This window comes from Streptomyces sp. NPDC002776 (genome assembly GCF_053592195.1).
Map to the genome: position 1 here is coordinate 86,979 of NZ_JBSFVG010000022.1, position 23,596 is coordinate 110,574.

Below are 23,596 nucleotides of genomic sequence, written 5' to 3' on the forward strand. Positions count from 1 at the left end.
GGGAGTTCAGCCGATCCGCTCGGCCAGCGCCTCGGCGATCCGGGCGAGCGCCGCGTCGGACTGCACAAGGCCGAGGTGGTCGGCGTCGACGCCGACCCGGTCGATACGGCCCGATACGTACGGCCGCCACGACTCGTGGTCCCGGCGCGCCAGCTTCTCGCCGGAGACCCGCTCCGCGGTCAGCACCAGGACGTCGCCGTCGTGGCGGCCCGGCGCATGGCCGCGCATCAGCCGGGCGTTGTTCATGAACACCTTGAACACGGCGGCAAGTTCGGACTCGTCGAGGCGGCCCATCGGATCGCCGCTGGCCTCCAGGAACGCCCGGTAGCGGGCCACCGGGAACGCGCCCGAGGCCAGTTCCTCCTCGCGGACCTCGAAGCCGGCGTCACGCAGGTTGTGGGCGAAGACCTCGGCCAGGGCGGGTTCGGGCCCGGCGGACGCCCGCCGCGGGTAGGCGTCCAGGAACGCCAGCAGCTCGACCTCCTGGCCGCGGGCGCGCAGCTCGTTCGCCATGGCGAAGGCCACGTTGCCGCCCAGCGACCAGCCCAGCAGACGGTACGGCCCCTCGGGCTGCGCCTGCCGGATCAGGTCGACGTACTCGGCCGCCATGTCCTCCAGCGTCGCGGGCAGCCCGCTGTCGCCGTCGAGGCCCGCGGCCTGGATGCCGTAGACCGGGATCTCCGCGGGCAGATGGCGCACCAGACCGGCGTAGCACCAGCTCATCCCGGACCCGGGGTGGATGCAGAACAGCGGCCGTGCGGAGCCGGTCGCGCGCAGCGGCAGCAGCCGCTCCATCGGCTCGCGGTCACCGCGCGAGACGAGCCGCGCCGCGAGTTCGGCGGCCGAGGGGGCCGCGAACAGATCCCGTACGGCCACCTCCGCGCCCAGCTCGGCACGGATCCGCTCGATCAGCCGTACCGCCAGCAGGGAGTGGCCGCCCAGGTCGAAGAAGCCGTCGTCGGGTCCCACGAGGTCCAGGCGCAGCACCTCGGCGAAGAGCCGGCACAGCGCCTCCTCGCGCGGGCTGCGCGGGGCACGGCCGTCGCCCGCCCGGAACTCCGGCGCGGGCAGCGCCCGGTGGTCGAGCTTGCCGTTCGCGGTCAGTGGCAGCCTGTCCAGCACCACGAACGCGGCGGGCACCATGTACTCGGGCAGCACCTCGCGGACCTGCCCGCGCAGCGCCGCGCCGTCCACGACCGCGCCCTCCTCCGGCACCACATAGCCGACCAGCCGCCGGTCGCCGGGCGTGTCCTCGCGGACGAGCACGGCGGCCTGGCGCACCCCCGGCCGGCGCGCCACGACCGCCTCGATCCCGGCCGGCTCCACGCGCATGCCGCGCACCTTGACCTGGGTGTCGGTGCGGCCCAGGTACTCCAGCTGCCCGTCCGCGTTCCACCGCACCAGGTCACCGGTGCGGTACATCCGCCCGCCCGGCGCCCCGAACGGAGCGGCCACGAAGCGGTCGGCGGTCAGCGCCGGGCGGCCCAGGTAGCCGCGGGCGAGACCCGGGCCCCGGACGTACAACTCACCCGGCACGCCCGGGGCGACCGGCCGCAGGGCGGCATCCAGCACATACACGGCGGTGTCGGCGATGGGGCCGCCGATCGGCGGGGCGACCGGCCCGGCCAGCGGGCGGCTCATGGTGGCGCACACCGTCGCCTCCGTCGGGCCGTAGGAGTTGAGCATCAGACGGCCGGAGGACCAGCGCTTGACCAGCTCGGGCGGGCAGCTCTCGGCGGCGACGACGAGGGTCATGCCGTCCGGCAGCGCCCCCTCCGGGATCAGCTGGAGCACACCGGGGGTGATCGCGGCGTGCGTGACCGACTCCCGCACCGCCAGCTCGGCCAGCTCCCGCCCCGGGGTGAGCTCCGGGGGAGCGATGATGAGCGTCGCCCCGGTCAGCAGCCCCATCGTCAGCTCCCAGAAGGCGCCGTCGAAGCCAGGGGAGAGGTGGTGCAGGACCCGGCTGCCGGGCACCACCCCGCACTGCGCGGTGAAGATGTCCACCAACCCGGGCAGGCCCGCGTGCGTCACCGTCACCCCCTTGGGCCGGCCCGTGGTTCCCGAGGTGTAGACGACGTACGCCGGATGCGCGGGCCGCAGCGGCGACAGCCGGTCGGCGTCGGTGACAGCGGCCGCGTCCGCCTGCGCGAGCTGCTCCAGCGTCCCGGCCGAGTCCAGCACGAGCGTCGGTACGTCCGTCTCCGGCAGCTCCGCCGCGACGGCGCTCGTGGTCAGCAGGGCCACGGGCGCGGCGTCCGCCAGCGTGTCGGAGATCCGCCCGGCGGGATGACCCGGGTCGAGCGGCAGATAGGCGGCGCCCGCCTTGGTCACCGCGAGGACGGCGACGGCCAGCTCCGCCGAGCGCGGCAGCGCCAGCGCCACCAGCCGCTCCGGCCCGGCGCCCCGCGCCACCAGCAGCCGCGCCAGCCGATTGGCACGGGCGTCCAGCTCGGCGTAGCTCAGCGAGGCGCTGTCGAACACCAGGGCCTCGGCGTCGGGCTGCTCCCGCACATGCCGCTCGAAGCTGTCCGGCAAGGTGGTGGGCGCGAGGTTCCTGGCGGTGTCGTTCCACTCGTGCAGCACCCGCTGCCGCTCCTCGGCGCCGAGCACCTCCAGCCGGCTCAGCGTCGCCTCGGGCCGCGCGGCCGCGTCGGTGAGAAGCCGCACGAACCGGTCGACCAGCGACTGCGCCGTCCGGCGGTCGAACAGGTCCGTGCTGTAGTCCAGCACGCCCCCGACGCCGACGGGCGCGTTGTCCTCCGCCCTGCGCTCCACCACCGAGAAGCCGAGGTCGACCTTGGCCGCGGTGGCCGTCCCGCCGAGCCCGGACACCACCAGGCCGCCCGGCAGCGTCGGCAGACCGGCCGTGTCGCCGGGGCGCGGACCGGCGTTCTGCACGGCCAGCACCACCTGGAACAGCGGATGATGGGCGAGGGAGCGGGCGGGGTTGAGGACCTCCACGAGGCGCTCGAAGGGCAGGTCCTGGTGCGTGTAGGCGGCGAGGTCGGCTGCCCGGACCCGGGCCAGCAGCTCGCGGAAGGTCGGGTCGCCGCCGGTGTCGGTGCGCAGCACCAGGGTGTTGACGAAGAAGCCGACGAGCTGATCGGTGGCGTCGTCGGTGCGCCCCGCGATCGGCGTGCCCAGGGAAATGTCCTCGCCGGCGCCCAGCCGCGTCAGCAGGGCCGCCAGCGCGGCCTGGAGCACCATGTGCAGCGTGGTGTCCGTGGACCGCGCCAACTCGCCCAGCCGCTGATGGAGTTCGGCGCCGAGCGTGAACTCCACCCGGTCGCCCGCCTGGCTCGCCACCGCGGGACGAGGCCGGTCGGCGGGCAGCTCCAGCCGCTCCGGCAGGCCCGCCAAGGCCTGCTTCCAGTACGCCAGTTGGGCCCCGGCGACGCTGTCGCCGTCCCCGTCGTCGCCGAGCACCTCACGCTGCCACAGCGCGTAGTCGGCGTACTGGACGGGCAGCGGTTGCCAGTCGGGCGCCCGGCCCGTGCAGCGCGCGGTGTAGGCGGCGGCCAGATCGCGGGCCAGCGGGCCGCGCGACCAGGCGTCGCTCGCGATGTGGTGGATGAGCAGCAGCAGCACGTGGTCGGTGTCACCGACGCGCAGCAGCCGGGCCCGGACGGGGAGTTCCGTGCTCAGGTCGAAGGAGTACCGGGACGCCTGGGCGAGATCCTCCTCCCAGCGGTCCTCGCTCGTGTCGGCGGTCTCGAAGACGAGCTCGGCCCGCTCGGGGCCCAGCACGATCTGGTGCGCACCGTCCTCGTCCTCGGCGAAGACCGTGCGCAGGCTCTCGTGGCGGGCGACGACGTCCCGCAGCGCCGCTTCCAGCGCCCGCCGGTCCAGCGGGCCGGTCAGCCGCAGCGCGGTCGGGATGTTGTACGTAGGGCTGGGCCCCTCCAACTGGTGCAGGAACCACAGGCGTTGCTGGGCGTAGGAGAGGGGGACGCGCTCCGGCCGGGGCCGTGCGGTGAGCGGCGTGCGGGCCCGGCCCGCACCGTCCAGCACAGCGGACAGGGCGGCGACCGTCGGCGTCTCGAAGAACTGCCGGATGGACAGTTCCACGCCCAACGTGGACCGGATCCGGCTGACGAGCCGGGTGGCGAGCAGGGAGTGGCCGCCGAGGTCGAAGAAGTTGTCGTCGACGGTCACGTCGGACACCGACAGGATCTCGGCGAACAGCGCGCAGACGATCTCCTCGCGCGGAGTGCGCGGGGCCCGGCCGCCGCCTGCCGTGGAGTAGGTCGGGGCGGGCAGGGCCTTGTGGTCCAGCTTGCCGTTCGTGGTCAGCGGCAGCGCGTCGAGCGGGACGAGCGCCGACGGCATCATGAAGTCCGGCAGCCGCCGCGCCAGGCCCGTCAGGGCGGCGGTCTCGTCCCAGCGCTGCGGATCGGTGACGACGTACGCCACGAGCCGCTGGTCGCCGGGGGTGTCCTCGCGCAGCAGCACGGCGCAGCGCACTACGCCCCGCTGGGCGGCGACCGCGGACTCGATCTCCCCCAGCTCGATCCGGTAGCCGCGCAGCTTGACCTGGGTGTCCGCGCGCCCGACGAAGACCAGTTCGCCGTCGTCGGTCCAGTGGGCGATGTCGCCGGTGCGGTACATCCGGCTGCCCGGGGCGCCGAAGGGGTTGGCCGGGAAGCGTTCGGCCGTCAGCCGGGCGCGGTTGAGATAGCCGCGGGCCAGCTGCTCGCCCGCCAGATACACCTCGCCGGCCACGCCGGGCGCGACCGGCCGCAGCGCGGAGTCCAGGACGTACACCCGCACGCCCGCGTGCGGGGTGCCGATCGGCACCGGGCCCTCGGGGATCTCGGTGCCGGGCTTGATCCAGCGCTCCAGGCAGTGGCCGGTGGCTTCCGTGGGGCCGTAGACGTTCACCACGGTCACCTCCGGGTGCTCCGCCCGCCACGCCGTGAGGTGGTCGCCGCGCAACTGTTCGCCGCCCAGCGTGAGCAGCCCTGACGGGGACACCTCGCGGTCCATCGTGGAGAGCATCGCGAGATGCGACGGGGTGGCCTTCAGGAACGTGGCCCGGCGGAAGTCCGGTTCGACCGCCGCGGCCTCCGCCAGCGTCGGCAGGTCCGCGAGCCGCACGCAGCCGCCGCTGATCAGCGGGGTGTGCAGGGACCCGACGCTCTGGTCGAACGACGCCGAGGCCTGCATCACCGACAGACCCCGCACATGCGGTCCCTGCTCGGCCCGGCCGTGGCGGACGAACGCCGTCAGCGCCCGGTGCTCGGTGACCACGCCCTTGGGGCGGCCGGTGGAACCGGAGGTGTAGATGACGTAGGCCGGATGGTGCGGCAGCAGGGGAGTGGCCCGGTCCGCGTCGGTCAGATCGCCGCCCGGGTGCCGGCTCAGGGTGCGGTTCAGCCGCGGGTTGTCCAGCACGAACGTCAGCGGCCAGCCGCACTCCTCGCCGACGACCGCGTCCATGTCGCTCGTGGTCAGCACCAGGACCGGCGCAGAGTCCTCGATCATGTGCCGCATCCGGTCGGCCGGATAGTCCGGGTCGACCGGTACGTACGCCCCGCCCGCCTTCAGCACCGCCAGCATGCCGATCACCAGGTCGGTGCGGCGCGGCACCACGATCGCCACATACCGCTCGGGTCCCACGCCCAGCTCGACCAGCCGCCGGGCCAGCCGGTTGGCCCGCGCGTTGAGCTCGGCGTAGGTGAGCCGGCCGTCGGCGGCGACCAGCGCCGGCCGGTTCGGTGTCCGCGCGACCTGCTCCTCGAACAGGCGGGTGAACAGTTCGCCGGGCCGCCCGGCGTCCGAGCCGCTCCACCGCTCCACGACCGTGCGACGCACCCCGGGATCGAGCAGCGGCACGGCACCCACCGGCAGGTCCGGGCTGTCCAGCACCGTGTGCAGGGCCCGCCGGAACACCCCGACCACCTGCTCGACACTGGCCGCGTCGAACACCTGCGGCAGATATCCGAGAGAGAAGCGCAGCGTTTCGCGGGGCAGCGCCAGCAGCCCCAGCGGGTAGTGCATCTGGTCCCGGGAGTGGATCTTCAAGACGGTCGGCAGATCCGTGCCCGCGGACGGTGCCGTGGGACGGCTCCGGCTGGAGTCCAGCGGATAGTTCTCGAACACCATCGCGGTGTCGAACAGCTCGCCCGAGCCCGCCCAGCGCTGGATCTCCGCGAGCCCCATCCACTGATGGTCGATCAGCCGGGTCTGCTCGGCCTGCATCCGCCGCAGGAACTGCGACAGCGGCTCCGCCGGACGCAGCGCGACCCGCAGCGGCAGCGTGTTCATGAACAGACCGACCATGGTGTCGACCCCGGGCAGCTCGGGCGGCCGGCCGTTCACGGTCACCCCGAACACCACGTCGTCCCGGCCCGTCAGATGGGACACCACCAGCCCCCAGGCGCCCTGGATCACCGTGTTGACGGTCACCCCGTGCGACCGTGCGAACCGGGTGAGCGCCGCGCTGACGGCCGCGTCCTCCTCGAAGTGGACGCGCTCCGGCGCCGCGGTCAGCGCCCCGCGCTGCGGCGCCACGACACTCGGTGTGTCGAAGCCCTCCAGCGCCTGCGTCCAGGCCAGCCGGGCCGCCTCCCGGTCCCGGGACTCCAGCCACGCCAGATAGTCCCGGTAGGGCCGCACCCGCGGCAGCGCCGACCCGTCGCCGCGCACCGTGTACAGCGTCATCAGCTCACGCAGCAGCACCGGCATGGACCAGCCGTCGAGCAGGATGTGATGGTTGGTCATCACCAGCCGGGTCCGGCCGCCGCCGAGGCGGATCAGGGTGAACCGCATCAGCGGCGGCTTCCCCAGGTCGAATCGGCGCCAGCGGTCCTCGGAGGCGATCCGCTCCGCCACGGCCTCCCGCTCGGCCTCCGGCAGCCCGCTCAGGTCCTCCTCCCGCCACGGCAGTGTCACCGCACGGGGGATGAGCTGGACCGGGCGCTTGAGACCCTCGTGCCGGAACGCGGCCCGCAGGTTCGCGTGCCGCTTCAGCAGCGCCTCGATGGCCCCCCGCAGCCGGTCGGTGTCCACGGTGCCCGCCAGCTCCACGAAGACCTGGACGTTGTAGGCGTCCAGCTCCTCGCCGTCGAACAGGTTGTGGAACAGCATGCCTTCCTGCAGCGGGGACAGCGGCAGGATGTCTTGCAAGCCGGACTTGGACATCAGAGGGAACCCCATTCGCTTTCGAGTCGTGTGATGTCGTCCTCGCTGAGCGCGGCGAGGGAGACGTCCGACGGCGTCAGACCGCTGGCCTCCGGACGGCCCGCGTGTTCCACCAGCGCCCGCAGGGCCCGGAACCAGCCCTCGCCCAGCCGCCGGATCTCCTCCTCGGCCAGTACGGCCGACGGATACGTCCACACGCAGTGCAGCCGCGGACCCTGCTCGGTGTCGTGGGCGCCCGCCACCAGGTCGACCGGGTGCGCCAGCGCGGTGTCCGGATGCTGGCCCGCCACACCGCGGCCCAGCACGCTCCACGCGTTCGGTTCCCCGGCGCCGCCCGCAGCCCGGCCACCGGTGTACCGGCCCAGGTAGTTGAAGCCGAAGGCCGGCACCGGGAGGGCCGCCAGCCGCGCCCGGGTGCGCGGATTGACGTAGCGCAGCAGCCCGTGGCCGAGGCCGTCGCCCGGCACCGCGCGCAACTGCTCCTTCACGCGCCTGAGCGCCCGCCCGGTCGCCGCGCCGCCGTCCCAGACCTCCGCCCAGTCCGTGACCTCGGGGCTCAGCGTCACCGGGTACAGGGCGGTGAACCAGCCCGTCGTACGGGTGAGATCGGTGTCCGGTGCGAGGTGCTCGTGCCGGCCGTGGTTCTCCAGGTCCACCGCGACGGGCGCGTCGGCGCTGTGCCCACGGCCGCGCCGCCAGTCGGCGACGGCCAGTCCGAACGCGGTCAGCAGCAGCTCCTCCACGTCGGCGTGGAAGACGCCCGGCACCCAGGTGAGCAGCGCCTCGGTGGTCCCGGCGTCCAGGTCGAGGACGACCTGCCCGGCGCGGGCGTGGGTGTCGCGGTCCGCGTCCAGCGCCGGTTCGGGCCCGGCCGTGCGGGACGCGTCCGCCCAGTACTCCAGCTCGGACTCGACGGCTGGGTCCTCGGCCAGGTCCCGCAGGGTCGTGGCCCAGCGGCGCCAGCCCGTGCCCGGGGGGCTCAACTCGCGGCCCTCGTAGGCGGCGGCCAGGTCCGGCACCAGCAGACGCCAGCTCACCGCGTCGACCGCCAGGTGATGGGCGACCAGCACCAGCAGGCCGTACTGCTCGGGCCCTCGGTCCAGCCACACCGCCTGGAGTACGACACCCTCGGCCGGGGCGAGCCGGTCACGGGCCGCGGACGCCAGCTCCGTGAGCACGCCGTGCGCGTCCGCGTCCGCCAGGCCCGGCGCGTGGTGCCGGGTCAGCAGACCGGCCGCGTCCGGGGTGCCCGGCTCGGCGACCGACATCGCCCAGTCGGCGCTGACGCGCAGCCGCAGCGAGTCGTGCCGGTCCAGCACCGCCCGAAGCGCGCCCACCAGTCGGCCCTGGTCCAGCTCCGCGGGCACCGCCACGACCACCGACTGGTTGAACGGCTCGACGGGGCCGCCCAGTTCGGCGAACCAGCCCATGATCGGCGTCAGCGGCACCGGCCCGTGCTCCTCCTGGACCTCCTGCGGGACGCTCTCGGGCTGTGCCGCCGCAAGCGACTCCGCGAGCTGGGCGACCGTCTGGTGCTCGAAAACGTCCCGCACGCCCAGGACCAGGCCCTGGCCGCGCGCCCGGCTCACCAGCTGGATCGACAGCACGCTGTCGCCGCCGAGGTCGAAGAACCCGTCGTCGATGCCGACGGCGTCCAGGCCCAGCGTCTCGGCGAACAGCGCGCACAGCGCCTCCTCGCGCGGATCGCGCGGCGCCCGCCGGGTGCTGAGCGCCGCGTAGTCCGGCGCCGGCAGCGCCTTGCGGTCCAGCTTGCCGTTCCCGGTCAGCGGCAGTGTGTCCAGCCGGACGAACGCCGCCGGCACCATGTAGTCCGGCAGCGACGCCAACAGGTGCTCGCGCACCTCCGCGTCGACGGGCGCCGAGTCGTCCGCCTCGACCAGATAGGCCACCAGCCGCCGGTCGCCGGGGCGGTCCTCCCGGACCACGGCCACCGCCTCGGCCACCCCCGGATGACGGGCGAGCGCCGCCTCCACCTCGCCCAGCTCCACCCGGAAGCCGCGGATCTTGACCTGGTCGTCGACGCGGCTGATGAACTCCAGCTCACCGTGCCGATTCCAGCGGACCACGTCGCCTGTCCGGTACATCCTCCCCCCCTGCCCGAAAGGCGTGGGAGGTGCCCCCACGCCCGGCGCCTCGAAGGGGTTCGCGACGAACCGCGACGCAGTCAGCCCCGGCCGGCTCAGATAGCCGCGCGCCAACTGCACCCCGGACACGTACAGTTCGCCCGGCACTCCCGCCGGAACCGGCTGGAGGAACCGGTCGAGGACCAGCATCCGCGTGTTGGGGAACGGACGGCCGATGGTCAGCACCCCGTCGGTGAGGTCCTCCGCCGACGAGGCGTCCCACGTGGTGCAGCCGACGATCGTCTCCGTCGGACCGTACTCGTTGAGCACCCGCGCCCCCGGGTGCGCCGCCAGCAGCGACCGCACCGCCCGCCCGGTCAACGACTCGCCACCCAGCACCAGTTCACCGCGCGGCACACAGGTCTTGGGCAGCCCGGTGATCAGCGGCAGATGGCTCGGCGTCGCCTTCAGGAACGTCATCTGCGGCAGCTCCGGCGGCACTTCCCCCGCCGACGCCCGCTCGTGCAGCTCCTCCAGGTCGGCCAGGTGCACACACCCGCCGTTCAGCAGCGGCGCGAACAGACCGGTCACCGTCAGGTCGAACGACAGCGGCGAGTGCACCAGCGCGTCACCCGCCACACCCGGGTACAACTCGGCCGACACCGCGAGGTAGTTGACCACCGGCTGATGCTCGACCAGCACCCCCTTCGGACGCCCGGTCGAGCCCGAGGTGTAGATGACGTACGCCGCGTTCCACGGCGACAACGGCTGCGTACGGTCCTCGTCCGCGAGATCGTGCTCCGGGTATTCGGCGAGCCGCTCGGCCACCTCCGCATCGTCCAGCACCAGCCGCGCCAACTGTGCCGGGAACAGCTCCCCGGGCACGGACAACGAGGTCAGCGCGCACACCGGGTCGGCGTCCTCCAGCATCACCGCCACCCGGTCCGCGGGATACCCCGGGTCCACCGGCAGGTACGCGGCACCCGTCTTCAGTACCGCCAGCACCGCCACGCCCAGCTCCACCGACGGCGGCAGCGAGATCAGCACCACCTGCTCCGGGCCCGCCCCGCACTCGGCCAGCAGATGCGCCAGCCGGTTGGCGCGCGCGTTCAGCTCCGCGTACGACAGTGTCGTACCGCCCGCCGAGAACGCCGGGCGTCCCGGAGTCCGCGCCACCTGCTCCTCGAACAGCTCGGGCAGGGTCGCCTCCCGCTGCGGACGAGCGGTCTCGTTCCACTCCACCAGCAGCCGGTGCCGCTCGGCCGGATCCAGCAGGCCGATTCCGCCGATCGGCAGATCCGGGTCCGCCACCGCCGAGCCGAGCACGCCCAGCAGCCGCGTCACGATCGACTCGGCGGTCTCCCGGTCGAACAACTCGGTGCGGTACTCCAGCGAACCCCGCATCCCCGCCGCCTCCCCGGCCGGCGTGTGCCCCTCGCCCAGGGTGAGCGACAGGTCGAACTTCGCCACCTCGGTCCGGGCCGCCATCCGCGTCACCGCGAGGCCCGTGTCACCCGACGCGTCCGCGACCACGCCCGGCGCCTCCGTCGCGCTGTTGAACGTGATCATCACCTGGTACAGCGGGTGATGGGCGAGGCTGCGTACCGGATTGAGCGCCTCCACCAGCCGCTCGAACGGCAGGTCCTGATGCGCGTACGCCGCCAGATCGCGTTCCCGCACCCGGCCCAGCAACTCACGGAAGCTCGGGTTGCCGCCGGTGTCCGTGCGCAGCACCAGGGTGTTGACGAAGAACCCGACGAGATCCTCGGTCGCCGCGTCGTCGCGCCCGGCCACCGCAGTCCCGATCGGAATGTCCTCGCCCGCGCCCAGCCGGGTCAGCAACGCCGCGAACGCGGCCTGGGCCACCATGAACGTCGTCGCGTGCGTGGCCCGCGCCAGTTCCCCGAGCCGCCGGTGCAGCGCCGCCGGCACGGTGAACTCGACCCGGTCGCCGCCGTAGCCCGCGACCGCCGGACGCGGCCGGTCCGTGGGCAGCTCCAACTGCTCGGGCAGGCCCGCCAGCGCCTCCTTCCAGTACGCCAGTTGGGTCCCGGCGACGCTCTCCGGGTCCGCCTCGTCGCCCAGCGCCTCGTGCTGCCACAGCGCATAGTCCGCGTACTGCACCGCGAGCGGGTGCCACCCCGGTTCCGTACCGCCGCGGCGCGCCGCGTAGGCGGTGGTGAGATCACGGGCCAGCCGCGTCATCGACCAGCCGTCGCAGGCGATGTGATGGATGAGCAGCAACAGCACGTGCTCGTCCTCGGACAGCCGGAACAGCCGGACCAGGAACGGCAGTTCCGCCGTCAGATCGAAGGCGTGGCGCGCGGCATCGGCCACCCGGGCCGCCACGCTCTCCTCGGTCGCCTCCAGCACCTCCAGGGGCTCGCGCCCCCGCTCCACCGGCCGCACGATCTGCCGCGCCCCCGCCTCGTCCTCGGCGAACACCGTGCGCAGGCTCTCGTGCCGCTCCAGCAGATCCCCGACCGCCAGCTCCAGCGCCGTACGGTCCAGCGGCCCGGACAGCCGCAGCGCGGTCGGCACGTTGTACGTCGCCGACGGCCCCTCGAACCGGTGCAGGAACCACAGCCGCTGCTGCGCGGGCGACAACGGCACCCGCTCCGGCCGGGGACGCGCCGTCAGCGGCGTACGGGCCCGCCCGGCAGCCTCCAGCGCGGCGGACAGTCCGGCGACCGTCGGCGTCTCGAAGAACTGCCGCACCGACAGTTCCACATCCAGCGTGGCCCGTACGCGGCTCACCAGTCGGCTCGCCAGCAACGAGTGACCGCCCAGGTCGAAGAAGCTGTCGTCGATGCCGAACCGCGCGGTGCCCAGCACCTCCCGGAACAAACCGCACAGGATCTCTTCGCGTGGGGTGCGCGGCGGCCGGCCGGCCTCCTCCACCGCTTCGTCCGGCGCGGGCAGCGCCCTGCGGTCCAGTTTTCCGTTCGGCGTGAGCGGCAGCGCGTCCAGCATCACGAAGGCCGTCGGCACCATGAACTCCGGGAGCCGCGACCGCAGATGCTCCCGCAGCTCGCCCGCGCCCGGCACCGCGCCGTCGCCGACGACGTACGCCACCAGCCGCTGATCCCCCGGCCGGTCCTCGCGCACCGTCACGGCGGCCTCCGCCACCGCGGGCATCCGCGCCAGCTCCGCCTCGACCTCGCCGAGCTCGATCCGGAAGCCACGCAGCTTCACCTGCTGGTCGACCCGGCTCAGATAGCGCAGCGCCCCGTCCCGCTCCCGGCGCACGAGATCGCCCGTGCGGTACATGCGCGCGCCCGGAGCACCGTACGGATCGGCCGCGAAGCGCTCCGAGGTCAGCCCGGGACGCCGGTGATAGCCCTCGGCCAACTGCGCCCCCGCCAGATACAGCTCACCGGGCACGCCCACCGGCACCGGCCGCAGCGCCGCGTCCAGCACATACGCCCGCGTGTTGGCCAGCGGCCGCCCGATGGTGACCCGGTTCGTCCCGGTCACCTCCGCGGCCGTCGCCCAGATCGTCACCTCGGTCGGACCGTACAGATTCGTCACCGACCGGGCCTGCCCGGCCAGCGACCGCGCCAGTTCCGCGGGCAGTGCCTCACCGCCCACCAGCACACGCACCCCGGCCAGCTCGCCCGCCGCCTCGGCCGCCACACCCTGCCAGAGGCTCGGCGTCGCCTGCACCAGGGTCGCCCCCGTGCGCTCGACGGCCCGCAGCAGCGCCCGCGGATCGCGCGCCGTCTCCTCGTCGGCCAGCACGAGCCGTGCGCCGTGCAGCAGCGGCAGGAACAGCTCCAGACCCGCGATGTCGAAACCGACCGTGGTCACCGCCAGCAGCCGGTCCAGCGCGCCGGGAGCGACGCGCGCCCCCATGTCGGCCAGGAAGTTGCCCAGCGCACCCCGCGGCACCACCACGCCCTTCGGCCGCCCGGTGGACCCCGAGGTGTAGATCGCGTACGCCGGATGCGCCGCCGCCACCGGCCCGCGCAGCTCCGCCGCGCTCAGGTCGGACACGGAGTACCTCGCGAGCTCCGCCTCGCCGACCGGTTCGGTCAAGGTCAGCGCCGGTGTCGCGTCGTCCAGCATGTACGTCACCCGGTCCGCCGGATAGCCGGGATCGACCGGCAGATACGCCGCCCCTGACTTCAGCACCGCCAGCAGCGTGACCACCAGGTCCAGCGAGCGCGGCAGCACCACAGCCACGAGCCGGCCCGGAGCCGCACCCCGCGCCACGAGACACCGCGCCAGCCGGTTGGCCCGCGCGTTCAGCTCGGCGTACGACAGCACGTCTCCACCGAACTCCAGGGCCACCGCCTCCGGCGTCCGCGCCGCCTGCCGCTCGAACAGCTCCGGCACCGACTCGGTCGGCACCTCCCGGGCCGTGTCGTTCCACTCCCCGAGCACCCGGCGCCGCTCGTCCGCCGACATGACCTCCAACTGCCCGATGGGCCGGTCCGGATGGGCCACGGCCGCACTCAGCAGCCGCACCAGCCGCCCGGCGAGCTCCTCCACGGTCTCCCGGTCGAACAGCGCCGTGCTGTAAGTGATGCTGCCGCCCAGCCCCGCGCAGCTGTTGCCGTCACCGAACCGCTCGGCCAGCGCGAACGACAGATCGAACCGCGCCGACACCGTGTCCGTGCCCCGCACCTGCGCGCGCAGCCCCGCGAAGGACGTCGTCTCCTCGGCCCCCGCCGCATGAGTGTTGTGCAAGGTCAACAGCACCTGGAACAGCGGGTGGTGAGCCATCGAACGGGTGGGGTTGACTGCCTCGACGAGACGCTCGAAGGGGAGGTCCTGGTGGGTGTAGGCGGTCAGATCGGTGGCCCGCACCCGGCTCAGCAGCTCGCGGAAGGCCGGGTCGCCACTGGTGTCGGTGCGCAGGACGAGGGTGTTGACGAAGAAGCCGATGAGCCGGTCGGTGGCGTCGTCGGTGCGGCCCGCGATCGGTGTGCCGATGGGAATGTCCTGGCCCGCGCCGAGCCGGGTGAGCAGCGCCGCCAAAGCCGCCTGCACCACCATGAACACCGTCGTGTTCGTGTCCCGTGCCAGTTCCGCGATCCGCCCGTGCAGCTCCGCGGGCACCTCCAGAGGCACCCGGCCCCCGTCGTACGACGCCGAAGCCGGCCGGGGCCGGTCGGTGGGCAGGTCGAGCTGTTCGGGGAGGCCGGCGAGGGCTTCCTTCCAGTGTGCGAGTTGCTGTCCCGCGAGGCTGTCGGGGTCGGTGTCGTCGCCGAGGAGCTGGTGTTGCCAGAGGGCGTAGTCGGCGTACTGGACCGGCAGCGGGGGCCAGTCCGGTGCGTGGCAGGTGAGGCGTGCGGTGTAGGCGGTGGTGAGGTCCTGGGCCAGCGGGCCGCGTGACCAGGCGTCGCTGGCGATGTGATGGATCAGCAGGAGGAGTACGTGTTCGGTCGCGGAGATCCTGAACAGCGTCACCCGCACCGGGATCTCGGTGCTCAGGTCGAAGGGCTGCGCGGCGTCCTGGGTGACACGGCCGTCCACGTCGCCCTCGGTAGCCTCTACGGTGCGGAACGGTACCTCGGCTGAGTCCAACAGGACCTGGTGAGAGCCCTCCTCGTCCTCGGCGATGGTCGTGCGGAGGCTTTCGTGCCGGGTGATGAGGTCGTTGAGGGCTTGGCGGAGGGCGTGGGTGTTGAGGGTGCCGGTGAGGCGGAGGGTGGTGGGGATGTTGTAGGTGGCGCTGGGGCCTTCGAACTGGTGGAGGAACCAGAGGCGTTGTTGGGCGTAGGAGAGGGGGATGCGGTCTGGGCGGGGGTGGTGTGGGGTGAGGGGGGTGCGGGCTGTGTCGGCGTCTGTCAGTTGGGTGGCCAGTGCGGCGACGGTGGGTGTTTCGAAGAGCTGACGGATGCTGAGTTCGGCGCCCAGGGTGGAGCGGATGCGGCTGGTGAGTCGGGTGGCGAGGAGGGAGTGGCCGCCGAGGTCGAAGAAGTTGTCGTCGATGGTGACGCGTTCGAGGCCGAGGACTTCGGCGAATAGGGTGCAGAGGATTTCTTCTTGGGGGGTGCGGGGGGCTCGGCCGGTCGTGGTGTAGGTGGGTGTGGGGAGGGCTTTGCGGTCGAGTTTGCCGTTGGGGGTGAGGGGGAGGGCGTCGAGGGTGACGATGGCTGACGGGATCATGTAGTCCGGGAGTTGCTCGGCGAGGTTTGCCAGGGCCGCGGTTTCGTCCCAGGTGTCGGTGACGATGTAGGCGACGAGGCGTTGGTCGCCGGGGGTGTCTTCGCGGAGCATGACGGCGGCCTGCTTTGCGCCCTGGGTGACGAGGGCGGCTTCGATTTCGCCGAGTTCGATGCGGTGGCCGCGGAGTTTGACTTGGTGGTCGGCGCGGCCTGCGTAGATGAGGTGGCCGTCGGTGGTCCAGCGGGCGAGGTCCCCGGTGCGGTACATGCGGCTGCCGGGCAGAGCGTAGGGGTTGGCGGTGAAGCGTTCCGAGGTCAGGGCGGGGCGGTGGTGGTAGCCGCGGGCGAGTTGGTGGCCTGCGAGGTAGAGCTCACCCGTCACACCCGGCGGGACCGGGCGCAGCGCCGAGTCCAGGACGTAGACGGCGGTGTTGGCGAACGGCCGGCCGATCGGCACCGGCCCCTGCTGGGTGCCGTTGAGGCGGTGTTCGGTGATGTTGACGGTGGATTCGGTGGGCCCGTAGGCGTTGATCACCTCAACGTCGGGGTGCTGCTCGCGCCAGGTGGTGAGCTGATCCGCGTGCAGGGCTTCTCCGCCCAGGATGAGCGTCTGCGACGGCGAGGCGCTGTCGGGCAGGCTGGCCAGGATCGGCAGGTGGCTCGGGGTGGCCTTGACCAGTGTCGGCTGGCTGTTGCTCTCTTCCAGCGAGGTCAGCTGGACGGTGCCGCCACTGGTCAGGGGGGTCCACAGGGCGGTGATGGTCAGGTCGAAGGCGAGGGGAGAGTGCAGGACGGTGGAGCCTGCCATCGCGGGGTAGGCGCTACCGGCCCGGTGGAGGTAGGTGGCCAGCGCGTGATGGTCGATGACCACACCCTTGGGCCGCCCGGTCGACCCGGACGTGTAGATCATGTAAGCCGCATGTCCCGAAGCCCACGGCATCCGCCGCTCGGAGTCGTCGACCTCGGCGGCCGACTGCCCGGCATACACCTCGTAAGGAATCGGCTCGGTGAGCGTCAGCACGGGCGCGGCATCTTCGAGCATGTACTCGATCCGCTCGGCCGGATACTCCGGGTCGACCGGCAGATAGGCGGCCCCGGCCTTCACCACGGCGAGCAGCGACACCACAGCGTCCAGCGACTTCGGCAGCGCCACCGCCACGAACTGCTCGGCCCCCACACCCTGCGCGATCAGATAACGCGCGAGCTGGTTGGCACGGCCGTTCAACTCGCCATAGGAGAGCGTGTTCCCGTCGCTCACCACCGCCACACCGTCCGGCGTCCGCGCGGCCTGCCGCGCAACCAGTTCATGCAGCGGCACGTCCGGCAGCTCGGTAGCGGCCCCGTTCCACCCCACCAACATCCGTTCCCGCACGTCGGGTTCGAGCGTCTCCAGCCGCCCCACGAGCTGATCGGACTCCGCGACCAGAGTCTCCAGCACTCGCAGTATCCGGTCCCCGAAGTCGCGTGCGTCGGTCGCGTCGAAGAGGTCGGGGCGGTAGTCGACGCGGAAGGAGAGGTCCGTACCGCGCATCGTGGCGACGACGTTGACGGCGAAGTGCGTGCCGCCCTTGATCTCGGCCGAGGCGACGCGGAGCCGGGTGCCGTCGGCCGGGGTGTCGAGGGAGCCCTCCTCGACGGGGTAGTTCTGGAACACCATGGCGGTGTCGAAGAGTTGGGGGTGTCCGGTCCAGGTCTGGATGTCGGTGAGGCCCGGCCACTGGTGGTCGAGGAGTGCGGTCTGTTCGTGCTGGAGGCGGCGGAAGAGGCCGGTGAGGGTCTCGGAGTGGTCGAGGCGCAGCCGCACGGGAAGGGTGTTGATGAACAGGCCGATCATGCGCTCGACGCCGTTCAGCTCGGGCGGGCGGCCGGAGACGGTGGCGCCGAACACGACGTCGTCCCGGCCGGTGGCCTGGGCCAGTGCCAGAGCCCACGCGCCCTGCACCACGGTGCTCATGGTCACGCCCGTCGCCCGCGCCCAGGCGGCCAGTGACTCGCTGAGAGCCTCTCCCGCGCTGAGGGAGACGTTCTCCGGGGCCGCGTCGACCTCGACCGTGCCCGGCGCGAGCAGGCAGCCCTCCTCCAGGCCGGACAGGGAGTGCTGCCAGGCCGCCCGGGCGGCGTCCCGGTCGCGCTCGCCCAGCCAGGCCAGGTAGTCGCGGTAGGGGCGCACCCGGGGCAGGGCGGAGACGTCGCCCTGGGTGTCGTAGAGCGCCATGAGTTCCTTGAGGAGAACCGGCAGTGACCAGCCGTCGAGCAGGATGTGATGGTTCGTCATCACCAGGCGGACATGGTCGGCGGACAGCCGCAGGGCCGTGAAGCGCAGCAGCGGCGGGCGGCCGAGGTCGAAGGGCCGGGCGCGCTCCTCCGCGGCCAGTCGGCCTGCCGCGAGCTCCCGATCCTCCGTCGGCAGGGCGCCGAGGTCGTGCTCCTGCCAGGACAACTCAGGTTCCCGCAGCACAAGTTGGGCCCAGGCGCCGTTGCGGCGCTGCCGGAAACCGGCACGCAGGTTCGGGTGGCGCTCCAGCAGGGCCCGGGCGGCGCGGCGCATCCGGGAGTCGTCGTACCGGCCGTGCAAGTCGAAGGCGACCTGACTGACGTACGGGTCGAGACCGCCCTCGTGGAGCAGGCTGAGGAAGACGAAGCCTTCCTGGAGCGGGGACAGCGGAAGGATGTCCTCGATCTTGCTACGCGAACGAGTCGGTTGCCGGCTCACTGCTCACTCTCCCACTCGGAATCAAGGTCGGCCTCGAACTCCTCGATCTCGGACTGACTGAGGGAGGCGAGGGTCACGTCGGACGGGGTCAGGCCGCCCGCGTCGGGGCGGTCGGCGAGTTCCACGAGGGCTTCAAGGGTCCGGAACCACAGCTCGGCCAGGGTCCGGGCGTCCTCGTTGCGGACCACGCGGCTTGCGTACGTCCAGTCGGCGCGCAGCCGGGGCCCGTCCTCCCCGTCCTGCGCCACGGCGCTGATCTCCACCACGTGCGCCATCGGCGCCGCGGGCCGGAAGGCCGCGACCCCGCCGCCGATCACGCTCCAGTGCTCCGCCGGGCCGGACGGCGCCGCCGTACGGCGGCCCAGGTAGTTGAAGCCGAACTCCGGCTCGGGCAGGGCGGCGAGTACGTCCCGCGTACGCGGGTTGAGATGGCGCAGCAGACCGTGGCCGAGGCCGTGTCCGGGCACGGACCGTAGCTGTTCCTTGACCTGTTTCAGTACGTCGCCGAGGGCGGCAGTGTCCTGGCGCAGGGCGGTCCAGTCGGCGACGTCCGGCGCGAGCCGTACGGGGTACAGGGCCGTGAACCAGCCTGCGGTGCGGCTGAGTTCGCTGCCGGGCACGGCGTCCTCGTGGCGGCCGTGGCTCTCCAGGTCGACGACGACCGGGGCGTCCGGGTCCTCGCCGCGGACGCGCCGCCACTCGGCGACGGCCAGCCCGAACGCCGTCAGCAGCACGTCCTCGACGCTCGCGTTGACGGCGCCCGGCACCCGGGAGAGCAGGGCCCGCGTCGCCTCGGCCGGCAGGGTGAGGCTGATCCGGCCCGCCGTGCGGTGCAGATCGCGCTCCCGGTCCACGCGGAGCGCCCGCTCCGTGTCCACGGCGAGCGTGTTCCGCCAGTGCCCCAGCTCGGCCTCGGTGGCCGGCTCGGCGGCGAGCCGGTGCAGCGAGGTGGCCCACTGCCGCCAGGAGGTGCCGGTCGGGGCCGGTGCGTCGCCCTGGTAGGCGGCCGCCAGATCCGGCACCAGGATGCGCCAGGTGACGGAATCGACCACCAGATGGTGCGCTACCAGGATCAGCAGGCCGTCGCGCAGGTCCCCGCGGTCCACCCAGACGGCCTGGAGCATGCGGCCCGCGGCCGGCGCGAGGCGGTCCCGGGCGGCTTCCGCGAGCTCTGTGGCCAGCGTCTCGACGTCGGAGGAGACGGCCGCGTCGGCCGTCGCACGGGTGAGGACGTCCTCGACGGGCACGGCGCCGGGCGGGCACACCTCCATGGTCCCGTCGGGGCCGGTGCGCAGCCGCAGTGCGTCATGGTGATCCAGCACCCGCCGCAGGGCCGCGGTCAGCCGCTCCCCGTCCAGCGCGGGCGGCACGGACACCACCACGGACTGGTTGAAGTCGTCGCCGCCCAGGCCCAGTTCGGCGACCCGCGCGATGACGGGCGTGGCCGGCACCGGACCGTACGGATCGACCTGCGGCACCTGCGCCGCGGCCGTTGGGCCGGTGCCGCGCAGTTCCAGTGCCTCGGCGAGCCGGGCCGGCGACTGGTGCTCGAAGACGTCCCGCACGGCAGGCGTGAGTCCCGCGGCGCGGGCCCGGCTGACGAGCTGGATGGACAGGATGCTGTCGCCGCCCAGGTCGAAGAAGCCGTCGTCCGCACCCACCGCGTCCAGGCCCAGGACCTCCGCGAACAGCGTGCACAGCAGCTCCTCGACCGGAGTGCGGGCGGCCCGCCCGCTCGATGCCGCCGCGTAGTCCGGCGCGGGCAGCGCCCGGCGGTCCAGTTTGCCGTTCGCGGTCAGCGGCAGCCCGTCCAGGACGACCACCGCCGAGGGGACCATGTAGTCGGGCAGGAACTGCCGTACGAACGCGCGCAGCCCGGCCGGGTCCACCTCCGGCGCATGCCGCGCCGGCACCGCATAGGCGACCAGGCGCCGGTCGCCGGGCCGGTCCTCACGGACGACGGCCGCGACCTGCGCGACCTCCTCGTGCGCCGCCAGTGCCGTCTCGACCTCGCCGAGCTCCACCCGGAAGCCGCGGATCTTGACCTGGTCGTCGGCGCGGGCCAGATACTCCAGCTCGCCCGCCGCATTGAGGCGTACCAGGTCACCGGTGCGGTACATGCGCTCACCGGCAGTGCCGAACGGATCGGCGACGAAGCGCTCGGCGGTCAGCTCGGGCCGGTGCAGATAGCCGCGCGCCAGGCCGCTGCCGGAGACGAACAGCTCGCCCGCCACCCCGGCCGGCACCGGCTGGAGGTACCGGTCGAGCACATATGCCCGGGTGTTGCCGGTCGGCCGCCCGATCGGCAGCGTCGTACGGGCCGAGTACGGCGCTCGTACCTCGTGCTGCGTTACGCACAGCGTCGTCTCCGTCGGACCGTACAGATGGCGCAGCACCAGGCTGGGGGAGTGCTCGAGGACCCGGGCGACCGCCGCAGGGGACACCACGTCACCGCCGGTCAGCACCTCCCGCACCCCGGCGAAGCACTCCGGCGCCTCCTCGGCGACGACCCGGAAGAACCCGGCGGTCAGATGGATCGCCGTGATGTCGTGCCGGGCGATCAACTCCACGATCGAGGCGGCGTCCAGTTGCCCCGGCGGTGCCACGACCACCGTGCCGCCGGACAGCAGCGGCACCCACATCTCGTAGCAGGACACGTCGAAAGCGTGCGGCGCGTGCAGCAGCACCCGCGCGTGCGTGCCGGGCCGCCAGCAGTGGTCCCGTACGAGGTCCACGACGCCGCGCTGGGTGACCGCCACGCCCTTGGGCCGTCCGGTCGAGCCGGAGGTGTACATCACGTAGGCGAGATCGTCCGGCCGCAGCCCGGTGCGCGGGACCTGCTCACGGCGCGCGCCGGCCGGGGCGCCGTGCTCGTCCAGGACCACGACCCGGACGCCGAGTTCACCGGCCCGTGCGGCCTCCGCCCGGTCGGTGAGGACCAGCGTGGCCGCCGTGTCCTGCACCACGTACCGCATCCGCTCCACGGGATACGTGTCATGCAGCGGGGCGTACGCTCCGCCCGCCTTGCCGATGGCCAGCGTGGCCACGACATGCGTCACGGACCGCTCCATCAACATGACCACCGGGGTTCCCGGCCGCACGCCTTCCTGGCGCAGCAGATGCGCCAACCGGTTGGCGCACTCGTCGAGTTCGCGGTACGACACCGTCGTCGACCCCGACACCACCGCCGGCGCGTCCGGGGTGCGGGCCGCCTGAGCCGCGAACAGCTCCGGCAGCGTCGCGTCGAGCCCGTCCAGCACCGTCCCGGCCGCCCCGCCCAGCAGCTCACGCCGCTCGGTGGCCGCCAGGACGTCGACCTCGGACAGCCGGACGCCGGGATCGGCGACGACCGCCTCCAGCAGCCGCACGAACCGGTCCACCAGCGACTGTGCCGTCGTACGGTCGAACAGATCGGTGCGGAAGTCCAGCGCGCCGGTGATCCCGGCCCCCTGCCCCGTCCCGTCCCGCGTCTCCACCAGCGCGAACGCCAGATCCGTCTTCGCCGCGCCCAGCCGGCTCCGCTCCGCGGTGACCCGCAGCCCCGGCAGCGCGAGCGACGCCTCCGGGTCGGCGTCGGCGGTGTTCAGGATCAGCATCACCTGGAACAACGGGTGATGCGCGAGGGTCCGCGCCGGGTTGACCGCCTCCACCAGCCGCTCGAAGGGCACGTCCTGATGGGCGTAGGCCGCCAGGTCGGCGCGCCGCGTACGCTCCAGCAGTTCGCGGAAGGCAGGGTTGCCACTGGTGTCGGTGCGCAGCACGAGCGTGTTGACGAAGAACCCGATCAGATCCTCGGCCGCCCGGTCCGTGCGCCCGGCGACCGGAGTGCCGAGCGGAATGTCCTCCCCGGCACCCAGCCGGGTGAGCAGGGCCGCGAGCGCCGCCTGAAGCACCATGAACGTGCTCGTGTTCGTCGCCCGCGCCAATTCGGCCGTACGACGGTGCAGGCGCGGGTCGAGTGCGAACTCCACCCGGTCACCCGCCTGGCCCGCGACCGCGGGGCGGGGCCGGTCGGTGGGCAGGTCGAGCTGCTCGGGAAGGTCCGCGAGGGTCTCCTTCCAGTGCGCGAGCTGGCGTCCGGCGAGGCTGTCGGGGTCGGTGTCGTCGCCGAGGAGCTGGTGCTGCCACAGGGCGTAGTCGGCGTACTGCACCGCGAGCGGCTCCCACTCCGGAGCCCGGCCCGCGTGGCGCGCGGTGTACGCCGCCGTCAGATCACGGCCCAGCGGATCGCGCGACCAGGCGTCGCTGGCGATGTGGTGGATCAGCAGGAGCAGCACATGCTCGGTCGCGGAGACCCTGAATACCGTTGCCCGCACCGGGAGTTCGTCCCCGAGATCGAACGCGTGATGCGCGGCCTCGGTCAGCCTCGCCGCCAGCTCCTCCTCGTCGGTCTCCACGACGGTCAGCGGCACGTCCTGCGGCGAGTGCACGATCTGGTGCGGACCGTGCTCGTCCTCGGCGATGGTCGTGCGGAGGCTTTCGTGCCGGGTGATGAGGTCGTTGAGGGCTTGGTGGAGGGCTTCGGTGTTGAGGGTGCCGGTGAGGCGGAGGGTGGTGGGGATGTTGTAGGTGGCGCTGGGGCCTTCGAACTGGTGGAGGAACCAGAGGCGTTGTTGGGCGTAGGAGAGGGGGATGCGGTCTGGGCGGGGGTGGTGTGGGGTGAGGGGGGTGCGGGCTGTGTCGGCGTCTGTCAGTTGGGTGGCCAGTGTGGCGACGGTGGGTGTTTCGAAGAGCTGACGGATGCTGAGTTCGACGCCCAGGACCGCGCGGATGCGGCTGGTGAGTCGGGTGGCGAGGAGGGAGTGGCCGCCGAGGTCGAAGAAGTTGTCGTCGATGGTGACGCGTTCGAGGCCGCCCAGGACTTCGGCGTAGAGGGTGCAGAGGATCTCTTCTTGGGGGGTGCGGGGGGCTCGGCCGGTCGTGGTGTAGGTGGGTGTGGGGAGGGCTTTGCGGTCGAGTTTGCCGTTGGGGGTCAGAGGAAGAGCATCGAGGGTGACTATGGCCGACGGGATCATGTAGTCGGGCAACTGCTCGGCGACACTTGCCAGGGCCGCGGATTCGTCCCAGGTGTCGGTGACGATGTAGGCGACGAGGCGTTGGTCGCCGGGGGTGTCTTCGCGGAGGATGACGGCGGCTTGGTTTGCGCCCTGGCTGACGAGGGCGGCTTCGATTTCGCCGAGTTCGATGCGGTGGCCGCGGAGTTTGACTTGGTGGTCGGCGCGGCCTGCGTAGATGAGGTGGCCGTCGGTGGTCCAGCGGGCCAGGTCCCCGGTGCGGTACATGCGGCTGCCGGGGCCGCCGTAGGGGTTGGCGGTGAAGCGTTCCGAGGTCAGGGCGGGGCGGTGGTGGTAGCCGCGGGCGAGTTGGTGGCCTGCGAGGTAGAGCTCGCCGGTGACGCCGGGGGCGACCGGGCGCAGCGCCGAGTCCAGGACGTAGACGGCCGTGTTGGCGAAGGGCCGGCCGATGGGCACCGGTCCTTGCTGGGTGCCGTTGAGGCGGTATTCGGTGATGTTGACGGTGGATTCGGTGGGCCCGTA

At 72.8% G+C, this 23,596-nt stretch carries 2 protein-coding genes and 1 pseudogene; all 3 read right to left on the minus strand.

The genetic code is table 11. The annotated features are described in order from the left end of the window. Positions 1 to 6: 6 nt before the first annotated feature. On the minus strand, positions 7 to 7,146 hold the full coding sequence (locus ACWD11_RS31415; protein WP_451287071.1) for an amino acid adenylation domain-containing protein: 7,140 nt from the start codon (positions 7,144 to 7,146) through the stop codon (positions 7 to 9). Continuing rightward, positions 7,146 to 18,059: pseudogene (locus tag ACWD11_RS31420) on the minus strand (amino acid adenylation domain-containing protein); the annotation flags it as partial. The pseudogene ACWD11_RS31420 and the gene ACWD11_RS31415, both read right to left, overlap by 1 nt. Continuing rightward, a partial coding sequence (locus ACWD11_RS31425; protein WP_451287073.1) for an amino acid adenylation domain-containing protein occupies positions 18,056 to 23,596 on the minus strand: 5,541 nt, incomplete at its 5' end. The gene ACWD11_RS31425 and the pseudogene ACWD11_RS31420, both read right to left, overlap by 4 nt.